16 protein-coding genes are annotated in these 18,706 nt (G+C 71.4%); 8 read left to right on the top strand and 8 right to left on the bottom strand.

Translation table 11 applies throughout. From position 1 onward, the window contains the following. The first annotated feature begins 237 nt into the window (after nucleotides 1-237). From AB0C84_RS21005 to AB0C84_RS20975, 7 genes are all read left to right on the top strand, one after another. The gene (locus AB0C84_RS21005; protein WP_361068731.1) at nucleotides 238-1,608 is read left to right on the top strand and encodes a cytochrome P450; all 1,371 of its coding nucleotides are present in this window, start codon (nucleotides 238-240) and stop codon (nucleotides 1,606-1,608) included. After that, nucleotides 1,605-2,525 carry a terpene synthase family protein gene (locus AB0C84_RS21000; protein WP_258943638.1) on the top strand — a complete coding sequence of 307 codons (921 nt, stop codon included), beginning with the start codon at nucleotides 1,605-1,607 and terminating at the stop codon, nucleotides 2,523-2,525. Before AB0C84_RS21005 ends, AB0C84_RS21000 begins: the two co-directional genes overlap by 4 nt. Continuing rightward, the gene (locus tag AB0C84_RS20995) at nucleotides 2,522-4,273 is read left to right on the top strand and encodes a prenyltransferase/squalene oxidase repeat-containing protein (RefSeq protein WP_361068726.1); all 1,752 of its coding nucleotides are present in this window, start codon (nucleotides 2,522-2,524) and stop codon (nucleotides 4,271-4,273) included. The genes AB0C84_RS21000 and AB0C84_RS20995 overlap by 4 nt, the downstream gene beginning before the upstream one ends. Before the next feature lie 209 nt (nucleotides 4,274-4,482). After that, on the top strand, nucleotides 4,483-6,918 hold the full coding sequence (locus AB0C84_RS20990; RefSeq protein ID WP_361068723.1) for a nitrate- and nitrite sensing domain-containing protein: 2,436 nt from the start codon (nucleotides 4,483-4,485) through the stop codon (nucleotides 6,916-6,918). Further along, a complete protein-coding gene (locus AB0C84_RS20985; protein WP_345178237.1) occupies nucleotides 6,915-7,340 on the top strand; it encodes a roadblock/LC7 domain-containing protein in 426 nt (141 codons plus the stop codon). Before AB0C84_RS20990 ends, AB0C84_RS20985 begins: the two co-directional genes overlap by 4 nt. Next, on the top strand, nucleotides 7,337-7,765 hold the full coding sequence (locus AB0C84_RS20980) for a DUF742 domain-containing protein (RefSeq protein WP_179845831.1): 429 nt from the start codon (nucleotides 7,337-7,339) through the stop codon (nucleotides 7,763-7,765). Before AB0C84_RS20985 ends, AB0C84_RS20980 begins: the two co-directional genes overlap by 4 nt. A gap of 22 nt (nucleotides 7,766-7,787) precedes the next feature. Beyond that, entirely contained in the window at nucleotides 7,788-8,375 is a 588-nt protein-coding gene (locus tag AB0C84_RS20975) for an ATP/GTP-binding protein (protein WP_179845830.1), read from the top strand. Here AB0C84_RS20975 and AB0C84_RS20970 read toward each other — a convergent pair. Beyond that, entirely contained in the window at nucleotides 8,372-9,265 is an 894-nt protein-coding gene (locus tag AB0C84_RS20970; protein ID WP_361068719.1) for a LysR family transcriptional regulator, read from the bottom strand. The genes AB0C84_RS20975 and AB0C84_RS20970 overlap by 4 nt on opposite strands. A 96-nt stretch (nucleotides 9,266-9,361) precedes the next feature. On the opposite strand from AB0C84_RS20970, the gene AB0C84_RS20965 reads away from it, so the two are divergent. Continuing rightward, a complete protein-coding gene (locus tag AB0C84_RS20965; protein ID WP_361068716.1) occupies nucleotides 9,362-10,588 on the top strand; it encodes an MFS transporter in 1,227 nt (408 codons plus the stop codon). Nucleotides 10,589-10,787: 199 nt separating this feature from the next. Here AB0C84_RS20965 and AB0C84_RS20960 read toward each other — a convergent pair whose 3' ends face one another. The 7 genes from AB0C84_RS20960 to nuoI are packed head-to-tail and all read right to left on the bottom strand — an operon-like array spanning nucleotide 10,788 to nucleotide 18,693. Continuing rightward, nucleotides 10,788-11,789 (bottom strand): polyprenyl synthetase family protein, encoded by a 1,002-nt coding sequence (locus AB0C84_RS20960; protein WP_361068921.1) that lies wholly within the window; start codon nucleotides 11,787-11,789, stop codon nucleotides 10,788-10,790. Between the two features lie 49 nt (nucleotides 11,790-11,838). Then, nucleotides 11,839-13,422: an NADH-quinone oxidoreductase subunit NuoN gene (nuoN, locus tag AB0C84_RS20955; RefSeq protein WP_339155556.1), complete on the bottom strand. Its 1,584-nt coding sequence runs from the start codon at nucleotides 13,420-13,422 to the stop codon at nucleotides 11,839-11,841. Continuing rightward, complete coding sequence (locus AB0C84_RS20950) at nucleotides 13,419-14,999, bottom strand: NADH-quinone oxidoreductase subunit M (RefSeq protein ID WP_361068712.1); 1,581 nt, start codon at nucleotides 14,997-14,999, stop codon at nucleotides 13,419-13,421. Before AB0C84_RS20950 ends, nuoN begins: the two co-directional genes overlap by 4 nt. Beyond that, on the bottom strand, nucleotides 14,996-16,912 hold the full coding sequence (gene nuoL / locus AB0C84_RS20945; protein ID WP_361068709.1) for an NADH-quinone oxidoreductase subunit L: 1,917 nt from the start codon (nucleotides 16,910-16,912) through the stop codon (nucleotides 14,996-14,998). Before nuoL ends, AB0C84_RS20950 begins: the two co-directional genes overlap by 4 nt. A 10-nt stretch (nucleotides 16,913-16,922) precedes the next feature. Then, complete coding sequence (gene nuoK / locus AB0C84_RS20940) at nucleotides 16,923-17,222, bottom strand: NADH-quinone oxidoreductase subunit NuoK (RefSeq protein ID WP_021593191.1); 300 nt, start codon at nucleotides 17,220-17,222, stop codon at nucleotides 16,923-16,925. After that, complete coding sequence (locus AB0C84_RS20935) at nucleotides 17,219-18,139, bottom strand: NADH-quinone oxidoreductase subunit J (RefSeq protein WP_361068706.1); 921 nt, start codon at nucleotides 18,137-18,139, stop codon at nucleotides 17,219-17,221. The genes nuoK and AB0C84_RS20935 overlap by 4 nt, the downstream gene beginning before the upstream one ends. Continuing rightward, entirely contained in the window at nucleotides 18,136-18,693 is a 558-nt protein-coding gene (nuoI, locus tag AB0C84_RS20930) for an NADH-quinone oxidoreductase subunit NuoI (RefSeq protein WP_361068918.1), read from the bottom strand. The genes AB0C84_RS20935 and nuoI overlap by 4 nt, the downstream gene beginning before the upstream one ends. Between the last annotated feature and the right edge of the window lie 13 nt (nucleotides 18,694-18,706).

Below are 18,706 nucleotides of genomic sequence, written 5' to 3'. Positions count from 1 at the left end.
CAAGTGATAAGGGTCACGTCGGAAAGGTTGAGATTTCTACCGGGCGAAGCCTTGCCGATGTTAATTGATCATGTGATACTCCCACAGAAAGCTACATAACACCGCAACCTTCCCACAAAGCCCGTATCACTCATTCACGGCATCCCGCCGCGAGGGACGCCGTGCGTCCCGGGCGGGACCGCGCCCCGGGGCGGCCAGGCACTGGCACTCCAACTCAACATCGAGGGGCAGTCGGTAATGTCCGTTGACGTCGGCGCCGTCCCAGTCCAGAAGGCGAAGAACTTCCCCCTTTACCGCACGGTCGCCGGCTTCGTCCGCGACCCGCTTCGCCAGCTGGAACGGATCAGCACGGAGGGGGATGGCCGGCTCATCCGGCTCGACCTCGGTGCGTCCCATCCCTACCTGGTCACCCATCCCGACCACATCCAGCAGGTCCTGCGGCGCGAGTCGGAGATCTTCCAGCGGGACGGGGTGTTCTGGCGGCCGCTGCGCGAGCTGATGGGCGACAGCATCCTGTCCGAGGGCGCCGAGTGGGAGCACAGCAAGCGGGTGCTGCAGCCGGTGTTCACCACCCGCAACGTCAACCGGCTCACCGGGCTGATGGCCGAGGCGATCAACGACGCCGTCGGCAAGCTGGAGGAGCCCGCCCGCGCGGGACGGCCGATCGACGTGCTGCCGGAGATGAGCCGGATCGTCAACGAGACCGTGATCAAGGTCCTGTTCGGCGACAAGATCTCCCCGGTCGAGGCCAACAAGCTGATCCCGACGTTCGACCAGATCGCGACCTCGATCTCGGTCCGGTTCCTGCTGCCGTTCCTGCCGCGCGTCCTTCCGATGCCGGGCGACCGGGCGTTCAAGGACGCCGTGCAGGTGATGGACGAGGTCCTGTTCGAGCTGGTGGCGCGCTACCGGGAGAACCCGGGCGACGGCAGTGACATCTTCACCGCGCTCTGCCAGGCCCGGACCGAGGACGGCGCCCCGCCGGACGACAAGTGGATCCGCGACAACCTGCTCGCGATGTTCGCGACCAGCACCGAGACCACGACGCTGGCGCTGACCTGGCTGTGGCCGCTGCTGCACGACCACCCGGACGTCCTGGACAGGCTGGTCGGGGAGATCGAGGGCGTGGTCGGCGACGAGCCGGTCCGCCCCGACCATCTTCCGAGGCTGCCGTACGTGTCGCAGGTCGTCCAGGAACTGCTGCGCCTGTACCCGGTGGGCTGGATGTTCCCGCGGATGGCGACCGCACCGACGATCCTCGGCGGCGTGCACATCGAGCCGGGCGATCCGGTGCTCATCAGCCCGTTCCTCACGCACCGGCTGGAGTCGGTGTGGGACCGTCCGCTGGAGTTCGACCCGGAGCGGTTCACGGAGGAGAACTCCCGCAAGCGGCACCGCTACGCCTACTTCCCGTTCGGCGGCGGACCGCACCAGTGCATCGGCCGCCACGTGTTCGACGTCGAGGCGCGGATGATCCTGACGAGCATCCTGAGCCGGTTCCGTCCCGCCCTGTCCGACGCGATCCCGGCCATGCCGCGCATCGGCGCGACGCTGCGGCCGCGGGAGTCGATGGAGATGACGCTGACCCCGGTCGGGCGGGACGCGTGACGGCGCCGGAAGGGGCGCCTCCACATCCCGGCGGCCCCGCCGCTCCCGACGCCCTCCTGGCGGCGCGCCACGACGGGGCCGTCATGGCGCAGGCCGTGAAATGCGCCCGCGACCTGGCGAGATGCGCCGAGACCTATCCCGACCTGTTCGACGCCAAGCCGATCGACGAGACCCTGTTCAACGCCGTGGCCTGCGCGAACGCGTTCGGGTCGCCGTGGCTGACGGCGTCCGGGATCCGGATGGCGGCGCGCACCTCGCTGTGGATCTTCGGTCTGGACTGGCTGGTGGACCACGTCGCGACGACCCGGGACGAGGTGGACGACATCAACCGGCGCTGCCTCGCCGTCGCGGAGGGGGCACCGCCGGAGCCGGGGGACGGGCTCACCCGGTTCCTCGCCGACATCCGGGACGAGGCCGCCGGGTCGCCGGGCTTCGCGGCGCTGCGCGACGACTGGCTGGAGCAGTTCGCGCGGCTGCTGCACGCCGGTGCCCGCGAGCTGACGTGGAAGTTCGTCGACGAGGCCTCATGGCCCACGTTCGATGAATACCTGGACAACGCCGACAACTACGGCTCGGCCTGGGTCAACATCTCGCACTGGATCGTGCACGCCGACCAGGGCGTCCTCGACCACATCGGCGAACTGCAGGCCGCGAGCCGGGACGTCCAGCAGGTGCTGCGGCTGCTGAACGACCTCGCCACCTACGAGCGGGACGTCACCTGGGGCGACCTGAACGCTCAGATGCTCGGGGTGGAACGTGCCCAGATCACGGCGCGGATCGACGCGATCGTGGCGCGCTGCCGCGACCGCGTCCGGCCGCTGCGGGGCGACTGCCCCGAGGCGGTGGCCTATCTCGAACGGCAGATCGGCTTCAGTACGGGCTTCTACGGGCTGAGCGACTACTGGGGGTCGCTGTGACCGTCGAGGAGGCGGGTCCGGAGGCGGCCGAGGCCGCCGATCCCGACCCCGACGATCTCTACGCGGCCGCCGGCGCGCTGGTGGCCGATCTCGTGCACCACCCGTGGGGGCGGTCGTCCCCGTCGGTCTACGAGACCGGGCGGCTGGTGAGCCTGGCCCCCTGGCTGACCGGGCATTCCGGGAGGATCCGCTTCCTGCTGGACACGCAGCGGCCCGACGGCGGCTGGGGGGCGCCCGACCCGGGATACGCGCTCGTCCCGACCCTGAGCGCGACCGAGGCGCTGCTGTCCGCGCTGGCCTCGGAGGGGCGCCGCTGGCCGGCCGGGCTCTACGTCGCCGAGGTGGTCCGCGGCGCCGGGCGCGCGCTGCGGGCCCTCGCCCGGCGGCTCGACGGCGCCACCGCGGCCGGCTTCCCGGACATGCCGGCCATCGAGCACATCACCCCGGCCCTGATCGAGTCGATCAACGGGCACCTCGACCGGCTCCGCGACGACCCCGCCCTCGCCGCCTGGTGGACGGGCGGACGGCTGTCCCCGCCCGCGGGGATGGACGGGGCGTTCGTCGCCGCCGCCAAGGCCCATCTGGAGAACGGCGGCGCCGTGCCGCTGAAGGTCCAGCACGCCCTGGAGATCGCGGGGGCGTCGGCGCGCCGGGCCGGTTCGGTCCGTCCCGTGCCGCTGCCGGAACCGGTGCGTCCTTCCGCGGCGAACGGGCCGGGACGGTTCGCGACCGTCGGCGCGTCCACCGCCGCCACCGCCGCGTGGCTCGGCGCCCCCGACGCCGCCCCCGACGGCGGGGCCGGTGAACGCGCCGCGCGGCGCTACCTGGAGGCGGCCGCCGAGCAGCACGGCGGTCCCGTTCCCGTCGCCGTCCCGGTGACCAACTTCGAGCGCGGGTGGGTGCTGGGCTGGCTGGCCCGCGCCGGGCTCGCGCCGGCCGTCCCGCCGGAGCTGATCGCCCAGATGCGGGCGTCGCTCGGCGAGGACGGCGCGCCGGGCGGCACCGGCCTGCCCCCGGACGCCGACACCAGTTCCGGCGTGCTGTACGCGCTGTCGCTTCTCGGCGAACCGCACCCGCCCGACCTGCTGTGGAAGTACGAAACGAGCACGCATTTCTGTAGCTGGCCCGGTGAGAACGGACGGTCGGTCACGACCAACGCGCACGTGCTTGAGGCGTTCGGCCATTACCTGGAGTGCGGCGGCGAGGGACCGGCCGGCCGTTACGCGGCGAGCGCGCGAAAAGCGGCGTCCTGGCTCATCGGCGAGCAGTTGAACGACGGCCGCTGGGAGGATCGGTGGCACGCCTCGCCGCTCTACGCGACCGCTTGCGCCGCGCTGGCGCTGGACGAGTTCGGGGGCCCGGAATCGGCGGACGCCGTGAATCGGTCCGTCGAGTGGGTGCTGCGGGAACAGCGCCCGGACGGCTCCTGGGGACGCTGGTGCGGGACCGCCGAGGAGACGGCCTACGCCGTGCACGTTCTGACCCTCGCCCGCCCGTCCGGCGATGCCGCGCCCGACCCGGCGGTGCGGGAGGCGGCGGAGCGCGCGGTCCGGCGGGGCGACGCCTACCTCAGAGCGGCCCTGCGGAGCACGCCCGGCGCCCTGACCGGTGGTCTGGGGGACGTTGACTCCGGCAAGCCGCCGCTATGGCACGACAAAGACCTATATCGCCCAACGACGATCGTGCGGGCGGCGGTCCTGGGAGCCCTTCGTCTGGCACGGCGTGACACGAGTGTTTCAGTGCGGTGAATTTCACCACCCTGTCAGAGGGTGACCTGCTTGTACGCCTGAGCCGGAAACCATTCACCTTGAGTGGGTTTGGTGGCGTTGGTAAGGTTCACCGGTGCCTTGCCGATCACCCGGCATAGCGCTACCCGCACTCACCGCCACCAGTGTCTCGCAGCCTGGCCCCAAGACCTCGCATTGCAGGCACCTTGACAATTGTTGGGGCGATCATAATGCGTTTCCGCAACTCACGGCTGCGGACCAAGATTGCGGCCCTGCTGGTCTCGCTGACCGCGCTGTGGGCCTTCGCCGCCTGGGTGACGTTGCGCGAAGGCGTGAACCTGCTCTTCGTGAGCACCCTGGACAGCGTCGTGGCCCCGAGTGACCCGCTGCTCGTCGAGCTGCAGCACGAGCGCCGCCTCACCGTCACCATGCTCGCGTCCGGCCAGCGGCGTCCCGACCTGCTCGACGCCCAGCGCGCCCGCACCGACAAGGAGCGGGCCATCGTCATCGAGAAGGCCCGCAGCGGCTCGGTCCGCCGCGCCGCCGACGACGAGATGGACCAGCGGCTCGACGCGATGGTCCGGCTGCTCGGCCGGCTCGACGGCGACCGCCGGTCGATCGACGCCGGCGCCTTCGACCGCCGGCACATCATCGACGCCTACTCCGACACCATCGAGTCGATCTTCCACATGTACGACGGGACGACGACGCTCGACGACAAGGGCTTCACCACCGACCTGCGCGCGGAGATCGCCGTCAACCGGTCCTGGGAGCTGCTGTCCCAGGAGGACGCCCTGGTCGCCGGCGTCCTCGCGTCCGGCCGGATCACCCCGATCGACCAGATCGACATCGCCAAGGCCGTCGGCGCGCGGCGCCTCAACTACGAGCGCGCCCTGGTCGACCTGGAGGGCGCCGACCGGCAGGCCTGGAACGAGCTGAACGCCAACAAGCGCCTCACCACCGTCGGCGCCCTGGAGGACGCGCTCCTCCAGCGGACGAAGGGGCGCGGCCCCCGCATGACCGCCGAACAGTGGCGCGGCGCGACCGATCCCGCGCTCGCCCAGATGCGCAAGTCCATCCAGGACGCCGGTGACCGGCTCGTGGAGCGCGCCACACCCATCGCCACCTGGGTCGTCATCCGGCTGCTGCTCGCCGGTGGACTCGGCCTCCTCGCGGTCATCGCCTCCATCGTCGTGTCGATCACCACGGCGCGCGCCCTCGTCCGGCAGCTGGAACGGCTGCGCGGCGCGGCGTGGGAGCTGGCCGAGCAGCGGCTGCCCGGCGTCGTCGAGCGGCTCGGGCACGGGGAGAAGGTGGACGTCGAGGTCGAGGCGCCGCCGCTGCGGTTCGGCAACGACGAGATCGGGCAGGTGGGCCGCGCGTTCAACGCCGTCCAGGAGACCGCGATCCGCACCGCCGTCGAGCAGGCGGAACTGCGCCGCGGCATCCGGGACGTCCTGCTGAGCCTGGCCCGCCGCACCCAGACGCTGGTGCACCGGCAGCTCACCATGCTGGACACGATGGAGCGCCGCCGCGACATCGAGACCAAGGAGCTGGAGGAGCTGTTCCGGCTCGACCACCTCGCGACCCGCATGCGGCGCAACGCCGAGAACCTCATCGTGCTGTCCGGCGCCCTCCCGGCCCGCGGATGGCGCAACTCCGTCCCGATGGTCGACGTGGTCCGCGCCGCCGTCGGCGAGGTCGAGGACTACACCCGCGTCACCGTCCTGCCGTTCGGCCCGGTCGAGCTGGCCGGACGCTCGGTCGGCGACGTCACCCACCTGCTCGCCGAGCTGATCGAGAACGCCGTGTCGTTCTCCCCGCCCGACACCATCGTGCAGGTCGGCGGGCACCTGGTCGCCAGCGGCTTCGCGATCGACATCGAGGACCGCGGGCTCGGCATGACCGACGAGAAGCTCACCGAGATCAACGCGCGGATCGCCGACCCGCCCGACTTCAACCTGCAGAGCTCGGTCCAGCTCGGCCTGTTCGTGGTCAGCAAGCTCGCCGAGCGCTACAACATCCAGGTCTCGCTGAAGCGGTCCGCCTACGGCGGCACGACCGCCGTCGTCGTGATCCCCAGGGACCTGATCGTCGAGCAGGGCCCGGCGCAGGTCCCGGCCGGCACCATCACCCAGAACGGGCTGGAGGTCCGCCGCCCCGCCGCGGTCGGCGCCGCGTCCGTCGCCGACGTCCGCACCGCCTCCCCCACGACGACGCTCCCCCCGTCGGGCACCGGCCCGCAGTCCGTCGGACCCGCCCTCGTGGCGGTCCCCCCGCCGGCCGCGGACCCGCTGCCCGTCCGGCCCGTCGGCGGCACCGCCCCCGAGCCGGAGCCCGAGGCCCCCACGCCCGCGTGGCACGACGACCCCGCGGACGGCGCACGTCCCGACCCCATCGAGCCGGAGGACCTGCCACCCGTGCCCGACATCTCCACCACACCGTCCGGTCTCCCCGTCCGAGTGCCGCAGGCGAACCTGGCCGAACCCCTGCGCACCGATGAGCCCGTCGCCTCCGACGAGCAGGACGAGCAGGAGGACCCGGGCCGCTCCCCCGAGGAGATCCAGCGGATCATGGGTTCCTACCAGCGCGGCACCCAGCGGGGCCGCTCTGACGCGGCGGAAGCCCTCGGCACCAACGCAGCGGAAGGCGAGGCAGAGCAGTGACGCAGAAGACCGGTTCCTCCTCCGATCTGGGCTGGCTGCTGGACGACCTGGTCCACCGGCTGCCGCACGCCCGCAGCGCGGTCGTGCTGTCGGCGGACGGCCTGCTCATGGCGTCGTCCGAGGGCATGACGCAGGACGACGGCGAGCACCTCGCCGCCGTCGCCGCCGGCATCCAGAGCCTCGCCAAGGGCGCCGGCACCCGCTTCGGCGGCGGGCCCGTCCGGCAGACGATCGTCGAGATGGCGTCGGCGTTCCTGCTGGTCACGGTCGCCGGCAAGGGTGCGTGCCTCGCCGTCCTGGCCACCGAGGAGGTCGACGTCGGCCTCACCGCCTACGAGATGGCGATGCTCGTCACGGCCATGGGCCACCACCTCACCTCGCCGTCGCGTTCGGAGTCCGCGCAGGAGGGGCGCCCGGCATGATGCCCCCCGAGGATCCCACCCAGGAGCCCTGGGTGGACGAGGCCGCGACGCGCCCGCCCGTCAGCGACCGCTTCCTGGACGAGCACGCGGGACCGATGGTGCGGCCGTACGTGATGACCAGCGGCCGCATCGAGCCGACCCGCGGCCGGTTCGACCTCATCACCTTGGTGGTGGCGGCCGGAGCCGAGCCCGAGGGCGCGATCGGCCTCGGCCCCGAACACCTGTCCATCATCCGGCTCTGCCAGTCGGTGATGTCGGTGGCCGAGATCACCGGCCATCTCGACCTGCCCGTGGCGACCGTGCGGGTGATGCTCGGCGACCTCCTCGACAAGGGGTTCGTCTCCCTGCAGGAACCCGAACCGGAGGCGGACATGCACGACATCAGGCTCTACAAGGCGGTGATCGATGGACTCCGGGCCCTCTAACGCCGGTGGCGGGCGACGCGACATGCGCGCCCGCCGGCTCCCCACCGCGGTCAAGATCGTGATCGCGGGCGGCTTCGGGGTCGGCAAGACCACGATGGTGGGCACGGTCTCGGAGACCCGCCCCCTGCGCACCGAGGAGTTGCTCACCGACGAGAGCGTCGGCGTCGACGACATCTCCGGGGTGGAACGCAAGCAGACCACCACGGTCGCGATGGACTTCGGCCGCATCACGATGCGCAACGAGTACGTCCTCTACCTGTTCGGCACCCCCGGACAGGAGCGCTTCTGGTTCATGTGGGACGAGGTGTCGCTCGGCGCGCTCGGCGCCGTCGTCCTCGCCGACACCCGCCGCCTGTCGGACTGCTTCCCGTCCGTCGACTACTTCGAGCGCCGCGGCACCCCGTTCATCGTCGCCGTGAACTGCTTCGAGGGCGCCCAGCGGTACGACCTCGCGGAGATCCAGATGGCCCTCAACCTGGGCCCCAAGGTCCCCGTCATGCTCTGCGACGCCCGCAACCTCGGCTCCTGCAAGGAGGTCCTCATCGACCTCGTCCTGCACGCCATGAAGACCCGCGGCCTCACGGAGGAGCCCGAACCCCAGAACGCTTAGCTGCGGACCCCGTCGGCCACGACGCCGGCGAAGGCGCGGAGGCGGGCGGTGGCGCGGTCCCGGTGCCAGACGAGCGCGAGCGCCGAGTCGGGCAGGCCGGTGAGCGGGACGAAGACGACGTCGCCCCGCGCGTGGCGGCGGGCCGTCGGGACGCACAGCGGCATCGCGCCGCGCCCGGCGGCGACCATCGCGAGGGCCTCCTGGATCGTGCTGACGGCCGGTCCGGACGGGATCGCGCCGCCGCCGGGCGTGAGCCGCGGGGACTGCACGTCGCGCCAGTACAGCGGCGCCGGGCCGGCGATCCTGACCAGCGTGTGCCCGGCCAGGTCCTCCGCCCGGACCGAGGGACGGTCCGCGAGCGGGTGGCGGGCCGGGACGGCCAGGGTCAGCGGCGCCTCGGAGAAGACCGGGCCGACGGCGAGGCCGGGCTCCCGGACCGGCGTCAGGACGATGGCGGCGTCCACGTCCCCGGCCAGGACCGGCCCGAACGGGTCGGCCAGCGGCATCTCGACGGTGTGCACCTCGCAGCCGGGGTGCCCGCGCTGGAACGCGCGGACGAGCCCCGCCAGATCCTCGTCCAGGAACCCGAGGAAGCCGATCCGCAGCACCCCGCCGACGCCGCGCGCCCTGGCCCTGGCCCCCTCGACGACGTCGAGGAGTGCGGCGTAGGCGGGCCGCAGCTCGTCCCGCAGGGAGGCGCCGAGGGGGGTCAGCCGGACGCGGCGGCTGGTGCGCTCCACGAGCCGCGCCCCGATCCGCAGTTCCAGGGCGCGCAGCAGCTGGCTGACGCGGCTCTGGGAGAGGTAGAGGCGTTCCGCGGTCCGGCCGAAGTGCAGTTCCTCGCTGAGAACGAGGAAGCACTCCAGCTCCCGTGCCTCCAGTTCCGGCACGCCGCTCCCCCGGTCCGCGATCGATGAGTTCCGCTCATACAAGGATGCGATCTTCGCCGTTGTTCCCGGAACGGCCCGTCCACCAGGGTCGGGAACATGACGGTCTCTCCCTCTCCCCCGCCGCGGCGGGGCCGGCCGGCGGTGCTCGCGGTCGCGGCGGCCACGTTCCTCGTCGTCACCAGCGAGATGCTGCCGGTCGGCCTGCTGACCTCGATCGGCCCGGACCTCGGGGTGTCCGCGGGCACCGCAGGGCTGGCGATGACCGTGCCCGGTCTCGTCGCCGCGGTGTCCGCGCCCGCGCTCTCCGCGGCGACCGCCCGGCTGGACCGGCGGGCGGTGCTGGCCGTGCTGGCGGGCCTGCTGGCCGCGGCCGACCTCGGCTCGGCCGCCGCGCCGGGGCTGCCCGCGCTGCTGGCGTCCCGGGTCCTGGTCGGCGTGGCGATCGGCGGCGTGTGGGCGATCGCCGGTGGCCTGGCGGCACGGCTGGTGCCGGAGCGTTCCGCCGGCACCGCCACTTCGGTGATCTTCGGCGGCGTCGCGGTGGCGTCGGTGGCGGGGGTTCCGGCCGGCACGCTGATCGGCGACCTCGCGGGCTGGCGGGCCGCGTTCGCCGCGGCCGGGGTGTTGTCGCTGGCGGCCTGCGCCGCACTCGCCGTGCTGCTGCCGCCCCTGCCCGGGACCGGCGCGGCGGGTCTGGCCGCCATGCCGCGGGTGCTTCGCGCGCCCCGCGCCCGGGCCGGCCTGCTGGTGACGTTCCTCCTGGTCACCGGGCATTTCGCGGCGTACACCTACGTGCGTCCCGTGCTGGAGCGGGTGTCCGGCGTGGACCCGGCTCTGATCAGCACCCTGCTGCTGCTGTACGGCGTGGCGGGCATCGCCGGCAACTTCACCGCGGGGAGGGCCGCCGCCCGCGCCCCGCGCCGCACCCTGGTACGGCTCGCCCTTCTGCTGGCGCCGGCCGTCCTGCTGTTCCCGGTCGCGGGCCGGTCCCCGCTTCCGGCGGTCGCACTGCTGGTCCTGTGGGGAGTCGCCTACGGCGGCGTGTCGGTCACGCTACAGAACTGGCTGCTGCGGGCGGTGCCGCCGGACGCCGCCGAGCCGGCATCAGCACTGTTCGTCGCCACGTTCAACATCGCCATCTCGCTGGGCGCGCTGGCAGGCGGCCTGGCAGCCGACACCACCGGCGAGACGAGCGTCATGTGGCTGGGCGGAACCCTGGCAGCCCTAGCCCTAGTCGCCGCCACAACCAGGCGCAAATCAAAACCCACACCCTCCCCCACGAAGCAGCTCCACCCAAAGCAAGAACCAGACCACGCAGCATGAAGGAGCCCCCAAGCAACAACCCCAGCCATCACCGCAACCACGCAACAACCCAAGGAGCCGCGATCGCGTCCGAAGGCAGGTTCAAGCGAAGCAAGAACCTGATCGCGAACCGAGCCGCCAGGCGAGTCGGAGCGATGCCAGCGATCGCCGCGTTTCTCGACGATGGAGGGCCTTCAAGGCCCGAAGGAGGAGAGGAACGCTAGCCGGTACGGCTCACGACGTAATCGCAGAGGTTGGTGAAGGCGTCTCGGGCGGGGATCTCGGGGAGGGTGAGGAGTTCGGTGCGGGCGTCCTCGGCCCAGCGGCGGAGGTCGGCGCGGGCGCGGTCCATGGCGGGGTGGGCGCGCAGGAGGGCGAGGGCCTCGGCGTGGAGGGCGTCGTCGGTGAGGTCCTGGGTGAGGAGATCGCGGAGGCGCGCGTCGTCGGGGCCCGAGCCGATGCCGGCGAGGACGTGGTGCATCGGGAGGGTGCGGATGCCTTCGCGCAGGTCGGTGCCGGGGGTCTTGCCGGACTCCTCGGTCTCGGAGTCGATGTCGAGGATGTCGTCGGACAGCTGGAAGGCGATGCCGATCTTCTCGCAGGCGGAGGTGACCGTGTCGACGACGTGGGAGGGGGCGCCGGAGAGCAGGGCGCCGAACTGGCCGGAGACGGCGATCAGCGACGCGGTCTTGTCGGCGACGACCTGGAGGTAGTGCTTGAGGGGGTCGGCGTCCTCGCCGGGGCCGACGGTCTCCTGGATCTGGCCGCGGACCAGGCGGGCGAACGCGCGGGCCTGGATGCGGACGGCCTCGGGGCCGAGGTCGGCGAGCAGGTCGGACGCGCGGGCGAACAGGTAGTCGCCGGTGAGGATGGCGACGGTGTTCGTCCAGCGCGAGTTGGCGGACTGCTGGCCGCGGCGCACGGTGGCCTCGTCCATGACGTCGTCGTGGTAGAGGGTGCCGAGGTGGGTGAGCTCGACGACCACGGCGGCGGGGACTACGCCGGACGCGGCCGGGTCGCCGAAGTGGGAGGCCAGCAGCACCAGCATCGCCCGGAACCGCTTGCCACCCGCCTCCACGAGGTGCCGCGAGGCCTCGGTGAGCAGCGGGTCCTCGCCCCGGACGCAGTCGAGCAGAAGGGACTCGACGGCGGCGAGGCGCTCCTTGGCGTCGGACGCGAGCGCGGCGTCGACGGGAAGCCCGAACGGGCCGGTCTCCTGGATGGCCGGCCCGCCGGACTTCTCAGCGAATGGGTTGCTCACCCAAGACTCCCTACCGGACGAACATGTGGGTCGTGGCCTGCCCCGCGAGGTCCAGTACGGGCTGCGGGATCACGCCGAGTACCACAGTAGCCGTCACTCCGAGCGCGACCGCGACCGCGGTGGCCGGGCCGGCCACCACGACCGGGCCCTCCGCGTCCGGCTCGCTGAAGAACATGACGACGATCACACGGACGTAGAAGAACGCGGCGACCGCGGAGGAGATCACGGCGACGATCACCAGGGGCGTCGCGCCGCCCTCGACGGCCGCCTTGAACACCGCGAACTTCCCGGTGAAACCGCTCGTCAGCGGGATGCCCGCGAAGCCCAGGAGGAAGAAGGCGAACACGCCCGCGACCACCGGGGACCGCTTGCCGAGGCCCGCCCACCGCGACAGGTGGCCGGCCTCGCCGCCCGCGTCCCGCACCATCGTCACGACGGCGAACGCGCCGATCGAGGTGAAGCCGTAGGCGACCAGGTAGAACATCGTGCTGGACAGGCCGTCCGCCGAACTGGCGATCACGCCCATGAGCAGGAAGCCCGCGTGCGCGATCGAGGAGTAGGCCAGCATCCGCTTGATGTCGCTCTGGGTGATCGCGATGATCGATCCGGCGACCATGGTGAGAATGGCCACACCCCACATGAGGGGCCGCCAGTCCCACTTCAGCGTCTCGAACGCGACGTAGTAGACGCGCAGGATCCCGCCGAACGCGGCGACGACGGTGCAGGACGCCATCAGCGCCGTGATCGGGGTGGGGGCGCCCTGGTACACGTCCGGCTTCCACATGTGGAACGGGACGCCGCCGAGCTTGAACAGCAGCCCGACCGACAGCAGCGCGACGCCCGCGAGGAGCAGGGTCTCGCTGCCCGCGTCCTTGCCGATCTGCGCGGAGATGTCCGACAGCCGGACGGACCCGGCGTACCCGTACAGCAGCGCCGCCCCGTACAGGAAGAACGCCGAGGAGAAGGCGCCGAGCAGGAAGTACTTGACCGCCGCCTCCTGCGAGAGGAGGCGCCGCCGGCGGGCGAGCCCGCACAGCAGGTACAGCGGCAGCGACATGACCTCCAGCGCCACGAACATGGTGAGCAGGTCGTTGGCCGCCGGGAACATCATCATGCCGCCGACGGCGAACATCATCAGCGGGAACACCTCGGTCTGGGTGAACCCCGCCTCGGTGGTGCGCTGCTCGGCCTCGCTGCCGGGCAGGGCGGACGCCTGCGCGGCGAAGTGGCCGCCGACCTTGTCGCCCCGCTCGGCGATGAGCAGGAGGCTGACCAGGGCCAGCACCAGGATGGTGCCCTGGATGAACAGGGTGGGGCCGTCCACGCCGAGGGCGCCCTCGGCGGCGACGTGGTGCGGGTTGTCGCGCCACGCCAGCGCGATCGTCCAGCCGAACCCGCCCGCGAGGCCGAGGAACGCGAGCGGCACCTGCACGTAGTAGCGCGCGGTCCGGCCGACGAACGCTTCGACGAGCACGCCCACGACGGCGGCGCCGAGCACCAGGAGCAGCGGGGCGATCTGCCCGTACTCGATGTGCGGCGCGGGGATGTCACCCCCCTGCGCGAGGACCGCGCTCACCTGACTGGTGGTGCTCATGGACGGGCTCCGTTCTCGGCGACGTTACCGGTGATGTCCGGCGCCGGGTCGTGCTGGTCGACCCGCGCCAGCGTGTGGTCCACCGACGGGTTGATCACGTGCAGCACCGGCTGCGGGAAGAAGCCCATCGCCACGATGATCGCGATGATCGGGGCGAGGGCCCACTTCTCCCGGGCGGACAGGTCCTTCATGCCCTCGACCGCGGGCGCCTTGGGGCCGCCCATGGTCCGCTGGTACATCCACAGGACGTAGATGGCGGCGAGCACGACGCCGCTCACCGCGAGCGCGCCCGCCCACTCGTACCGGCTGAACGTCCCGACGATGACCAGGAACTCCGATACGAACGTGGACAGGCCGGGCAGCGACAGCGCGGACAGGCCGGCGATCAGGAACATCCCGGCGAGGACGGGCGCGACCTTCTGCACCCCGCCGAAGTCGGAGATCCGCGCCGACCGCCGCCGGACGATCATGAAGCCGACGACGAGGAACAGCGCGCCGGTGGAGAACCCGTGGTTCACCATGTAGAGCGCGGCGCCGGACTGGCCCTGCGACGTCATCGCGAAGATGCCGAGGACGATGAACCCGAAGTGCGACACCGACGTGTAGGCGATGAGGCGCTTCATGTCGACCTGGCCGATCGCGAGGACCGCGCCGTAGATGATGCTCAGCACCGCGAAGCCCAGCACGACCGGGGTCGCCCACTTGGCGGCGCCGGGGAACAGCTCCAGGCAGAACCGCAGCATCCCGTAGGTGCCGACCTTGTCCAGGACGCCGACGATCAGCACCAGCGCGCCCGCCGGGGACTGCTGGGCCGCGTCCGGCAGCCAGGTGTGCACCGGCACCATCGGCGCCTTGATCGCGAACGCGACGAAGAAGCCGAGGAACAGCCACTTGGCCGTCGTCGGGTCGATGTTCATCTTCGACAGCTCGTCGAACAGGAACGTGCCGTGCCCGAGGCCGCCCTCGTCGACCGACCGGCTCGACAGCGGGTACAGCCAGATGACGGCGACGAGCATCAGCAGCCCGCCGAAAAGCGAGTACAGCAGGAACTTCACCGCGGCGTAGGAGCGCTGCGCGCCGCCGTAGTACCCGATGATGAAGTACACCGGGATGAGCATCGCCTCGAAGAAGACGTAGAACAGGAACACGTCCGTCGCGGCGAACACGCCGATCATGGCCGCTTCCATGGTGAGCAGCAGCGCGAAGTAGGTCTTCACCGACCGCTTCGCCGGCACGTCCACGCCGCCGGACCGGTCGGCCTCGCTCCACGACGCCAGCATCACCAGCGGGACGAGGATCACCGACAGCAGGATCAGCACCAGCGCGACGCCGTCGACGCCGAGGGCCCAGTGGACCCCAAACTCCTTGATCCACCAGTACTTCTCGGTGAACTGGAACCGCGCGCCGCCCGCGTCGAAGCCCGCCGCCATGACCCCGGTGAGGACCGCGACGAGCAGGGAGACGCCGAGCGAGAACTGCTTGACCAGCGCCTCCCGCTCGCGGGGAATGGCGCTGAGCAGCACCGCGCCCACCAGTGGCAGCGCGATGAGGACGCTCAGCCAGGGAAAGTCGCTCATGACACGTTCACCACCAGGAGCGCCGCGACCACCAGGGCCGCGCCGCCCAGCATCGAGAGGGCGTAGGAGCGGGCGAAGCCGGTCTGGACGCGCCGGAGCCGGCCGGAGCTGCCGCCGACGCCGGCGGCCGTCCCGTTGACGGCGCCGTCGACGCCGCGCCCGTCGAACCAGACCGCGAGCCGGGTCAGCCACTGGCCGGGACGCATCAGCAGCGACTCGTTGAGCGCGTCGCCGTAGAGGTCCTTGCGGGCCGCGACGGTGACGAACGAGCCCTTGGGCGCCTCGCGCGGCACCTTGCGGGCGCCGTACTGCATCCAGGCGATCCCGGCGCCGACGATCATCAGGACGAAGGTGGCGGCGCCCGGCGCGGTGAGCCACTTGAACTCGTGCTCGTGCTCGGGCGCCCCGACGACCGGTTCGAGGAAGCCGGGGAAGCTGCCGAGGATCAGGAACCCGCCCGCGAAGACGGAGCCGACCGCGAGCAGCATCAGCGGCCAGGTCATGACGGCCGGCGACTCGTGCGGGTGGACGTCGTCCTCCCAGCGCTTCTCACCGAAGAACGTCATGAACATGACCCGCGACATGTAGTACGCGGTGATCCCGGCACCGATCAGCGCGCAGGAGCCGAGGATCATCCCGGACGTGCCGCCCTTGGCGTAGGCGGCCTCGATGATGCCGTCCTTGGTGAACCAGCCGGACAGGCCGGGGAACCCGATGATGGCGAGGTAGCCGAGCCCGAACGTCACGTAGGTGATCATCATGACCGTGCGCAGCGCGCCGTAGTGGCGCATGTTCACGTCGTCCTTCATGCCGTGCATGACGGAGCCGGCGCCGAGGAACAGGCCCGCCTTGAAGAAGCCGTGCGCGACGAGGTGCGCGATGGCGAACACGTAGCCCGCCGGGCCGAGCCCGGCGGCCAGCACCATGTAGCCGATCTGCGACATCGTCGACCCGGCCAGGGCCTTCTTGATGTCGTCCTTGCCGCAACCGATGATCGCACCGGCGAGCAGCGTGGCCGCGCCGACGATCGTCACCACCAGCTGCGCGGTCTCCGACATCTCGAAGATCGGCCCGGACCGGACGATCAGGTAGACGCCCGCGGTCACCATCGTGGCGGCGTGGATGAGGGCCGACACGGGGGTCGGGCCCTCCATCGCGTCCAGCAGCCAGGACTGCAGCGGCAGCTGCGCCGACTTGCCGCACGCGCCGACCAGGAGCAGCAGCCCGATGGCCGTCGCGGTGCCGGTGCCGAGCTTGGAGGCGAGCCCCACGTGCTCGGCGCCGGTGCCGAGCACCGAGCCGAAGTCGATGCTGCCGAACGTGGCGAAGATCAGCGCGATCGCGATGATCAGCCCCATGTCGCCGACGCGGTTGACGACGAACGCCTTCTTCGCGGCGGTCGCGGCGGTCGGCTTGTGCTGCCAGAACCCGATCAGCAGGTAGGAGGCGAGGCCGACGCCCTCCCAGCCCAGGAACAGGATCAGGAAGTTGCCCCCGAGGACCAGCACCAGCATCGACGCCAGGAACAGGTTCAGGTAGGCGAAGAACCGGCGCCGGTCGGGGTCCTCGGCCATGTAGCCGATGGAGTAGATGTGGATGAGCGAGCCCACCCCGGTGATCAGCAGGACGAAGGTGATGGACAGCGGGTCCACCAGCAGGTCCATGCCGACCTTGAACGTGCCGACGTCGATGAAGTCCCACAGGTGCAGGGTGCGGCGCCGGGACTCGGCGTCGTACCCGATCATCTGGGCGAACATCGCGGCGCCCACCGCGAACGACGCCACCGACATCGCGGCGCCGAGCAGGTGGCCCCACCGGTCGGTGCGCCGTCCCCCCAGCAGGAGGATCGCGGCGCCCGCCAGCGGGAGCGCGATGAGGAGCCAGGACGCGGCCTGGATGCCTTCCGCTTTCATCCCTGGCCTCTCAGTACTTCAGCAGGTTCGCGTCGTCGACCGACGAGGACCTGCGGGTCCGGAAGATGGTCATGATGATCGCCAGACCCACCACGACCTCCGCCGCGGCCACCACCATCACGAAGAAGGCGATGATCTGGCCGTCCAGGTTGCCGTGCATTCGGGAGAACGAGACGAACGCCAGGTTCGTCGCATTCAGCATCAGCTCGACGCACATGAACACCACGATGGCGTTGCGGCGCACGAGGACGCCGAGCGCTCCGATGGTGAACAGGATCGCCGAGAGCGCCAGGTAGTGCCCCGGGCTCATTCTCCTGCCTCGCCTTCACTCGCGCCGCCGCCGGCGGCCGGCGTCCCCGACTTGACCGAGCGCTCCTCGGCGTCGGTGTCGCGGACGTCCTCGGTGACCGCCTTGACCGCGGCCACGTCCCGTTCGAGGGCCTCCTCCTCGGAGCCGCCGTACAGGTCGGCGTGCCGCTCCGCGGTGTCGGTGCGGGCCGCGATGACCGGGTTGACCGACAGTTCGGAGGGCGTCCCGTCGGGCAGCAGCGCCGGCATGTCGACGGCGTTGTGCCGGGCGTAGGTGCCGGGGCCCGGCAGCGGGCCCGGGTGGGAGCCGGACAGGAACCGCTGCCGCGACAGGTCCTTCTGCGTCGGCTTCGGCTCGGTGCGCTCCCGGTGCGCCAGCACCATCGCGCCCAGCGCCGCGGTGATCAGCAGGGCGCTGGTCGCCTCGAACGCGAACACGTACTTGGAGAACAGCAGCCGGGCCAGCCCGATGATGTTGCCCTCGGAGTTGGCCTGGGTCAGCCCGGCCGAGCCGCCGAGCGCGGCGTTGCCGAGCCCGACGGCCAGCAGGACGAGGAAGCCGATCGCGGCGATGACCGCCCAGAACCGCTGGCCCCGGATCGTCTCCACCAGCGAGTCGGTGGAACTGACCCCGACGAGCATCAGCACGAACAGGAACAGCATCAGCACCGCGCCGGTGTAGACGATCACCTGCACGAACGCCAGGAACGGCGCGTTCTGGATCGCGTACAGCGCCGCCAGGCAGAGCATCACGGTCGCCAGCAGCAGCGCCGAGTGCACCGCCTTCCGTGCGAAGATCATGCCGAGCGCGGCGAGCACCGAGACGATCGCCAGCAGCCAGAAGAAGAACGGCTCGCCGGACTGCTTGTCGGCGACCTCGGCGGCGAGCACGTGCGCGCTCGCGACGGAGCCGGTCACTTGCCCTCACCGCCCTTGCGCGCCTTCTCGCGCTTGACGGCCTGGTCGGCGCTCGCGCGCCCGCCGCCCTCCGAGGACACCTTGGGAGCCGACTGCTCGCCTTCCTGGAGGCCGAGGCGGTAGTAGTCCTCCTCGGTGTCGCCCAGGCGCATCTCGTGCGGGGGCGCCTCCATGCCCTCGCGCAGCGGGGCGAGCAGCATCTCCTTGGTGTAGATGAGGCTCTCGCGGCTGTCGTCGGCGAGCTCGTACTCGTTGGTCATCGTGAGCGCCCGGGTCGGGCACGCCTCGATGCACAGCCCGCACAGGATGCACCGCAGATAGTTGATCTGGTAGGTGCGTCCGAAGCGCTCGCCGGGCGAGTACCGCTCGTCGGCCGTGTTGTCGGCGCCCTCGACGAAGATGGCGTCCGCGGGGCACGCCCACGCGCACAGCTCGCAGCCGATGCACTTCTCCAGGCCGTCCGGCCACCGGTTCAGCTGGTGCCGCCCGTGGAAGCGAGGAGCCGTCGGCTTCTTCACCTCGGGGTACTGGACGGTCTCGCTCTTCATGAACATCTGGTGGAACGAG

Origin of the sequence: Actinomadura sp. NPDC048955, from assembly GCF_040649435.1 — a bacterium.
GTDB classification, from domain to species: domain Bacteria; phylum Actinomycetota; class Actinomycetes; order Streptosporangiales; family Streptosporangiaceae; genus Spirillospora; species Spirillospora luteofluorescens.
Note: the sequence above shows the minus strand (reverse complement) of the source record. Positions and strands in the feature narration are given on the sequence as shown.

Coding starts and splice junctions, on each gene's coding strand:
- AB0C84_RS21005 (WP_361068731.1), top strand. CDS start 238: ATGTCCGTTGACGTCGGCGCCGTCCCAGTCCAGAAGGCGAAGAACTTC.
- AB0C84_RS20990 (WP_361068723.1), top strand. CDS start 4,483: ATGCGTTTCCGCAACTCACGGCTGCGGACCAAGATTGCGGCCCTGCTG.
- AB0C84_RS20980 (WP_179845831.1), top strand. CDS start 7,337: ATGATGCCCCCCGAGGATCCCACCCAGGAGCCCTGGGTGGACGAGGCC.
- AB0C84_RS20975 (WP_179845830.1), top strand. CDS start 7,788: ATGCGCGCCCGCCGGCTCCCCACCGCGGTCAAGATCGTGATCGCGGGC.
- AB0C84_RS20965 (WP_361068716.1), top strand. CDS start 9,362: ATGACGGTCTCTCCCTCTCCCCCGCCGCGGCGGGGCCGGCCGGCGGTG.
- nuoN (WP_339155556.1), bottom strand. CDS start 13,422: ATGAGCACCACCAGTCAGGTGAGCGCGGTCCTCGCGCAGGGGGGTGAC.
- AB0C84_RS20950 (WP_361068712.1), bottom strand. CDS start 14,999: ATGAGCGACTTTCCCTGGCTGAGCGTCCTCATCGCGCTGCCACTGGTG.
- nuoL (WP_361068709.1), bottom strand. CDS start 16,912: ATGAAAGCGGAAGGCATCCAGGCCGCGTCCTGGCTCCTCATCGCGCTC.
- nuoK (WP_021593191.1), bottom strand. CDS start 17,222: ATGAGCCCGGGGCACTACCTGGCGCTCTCGGCGATCCTGTTCACCATC.
- nuoI (WP_361068918.1), bottom strand. CDS start 18,693: ATGTTCATGAAGAGCGAGACCGTCCAGTACCCCGAGGTGAAGAAGCCG.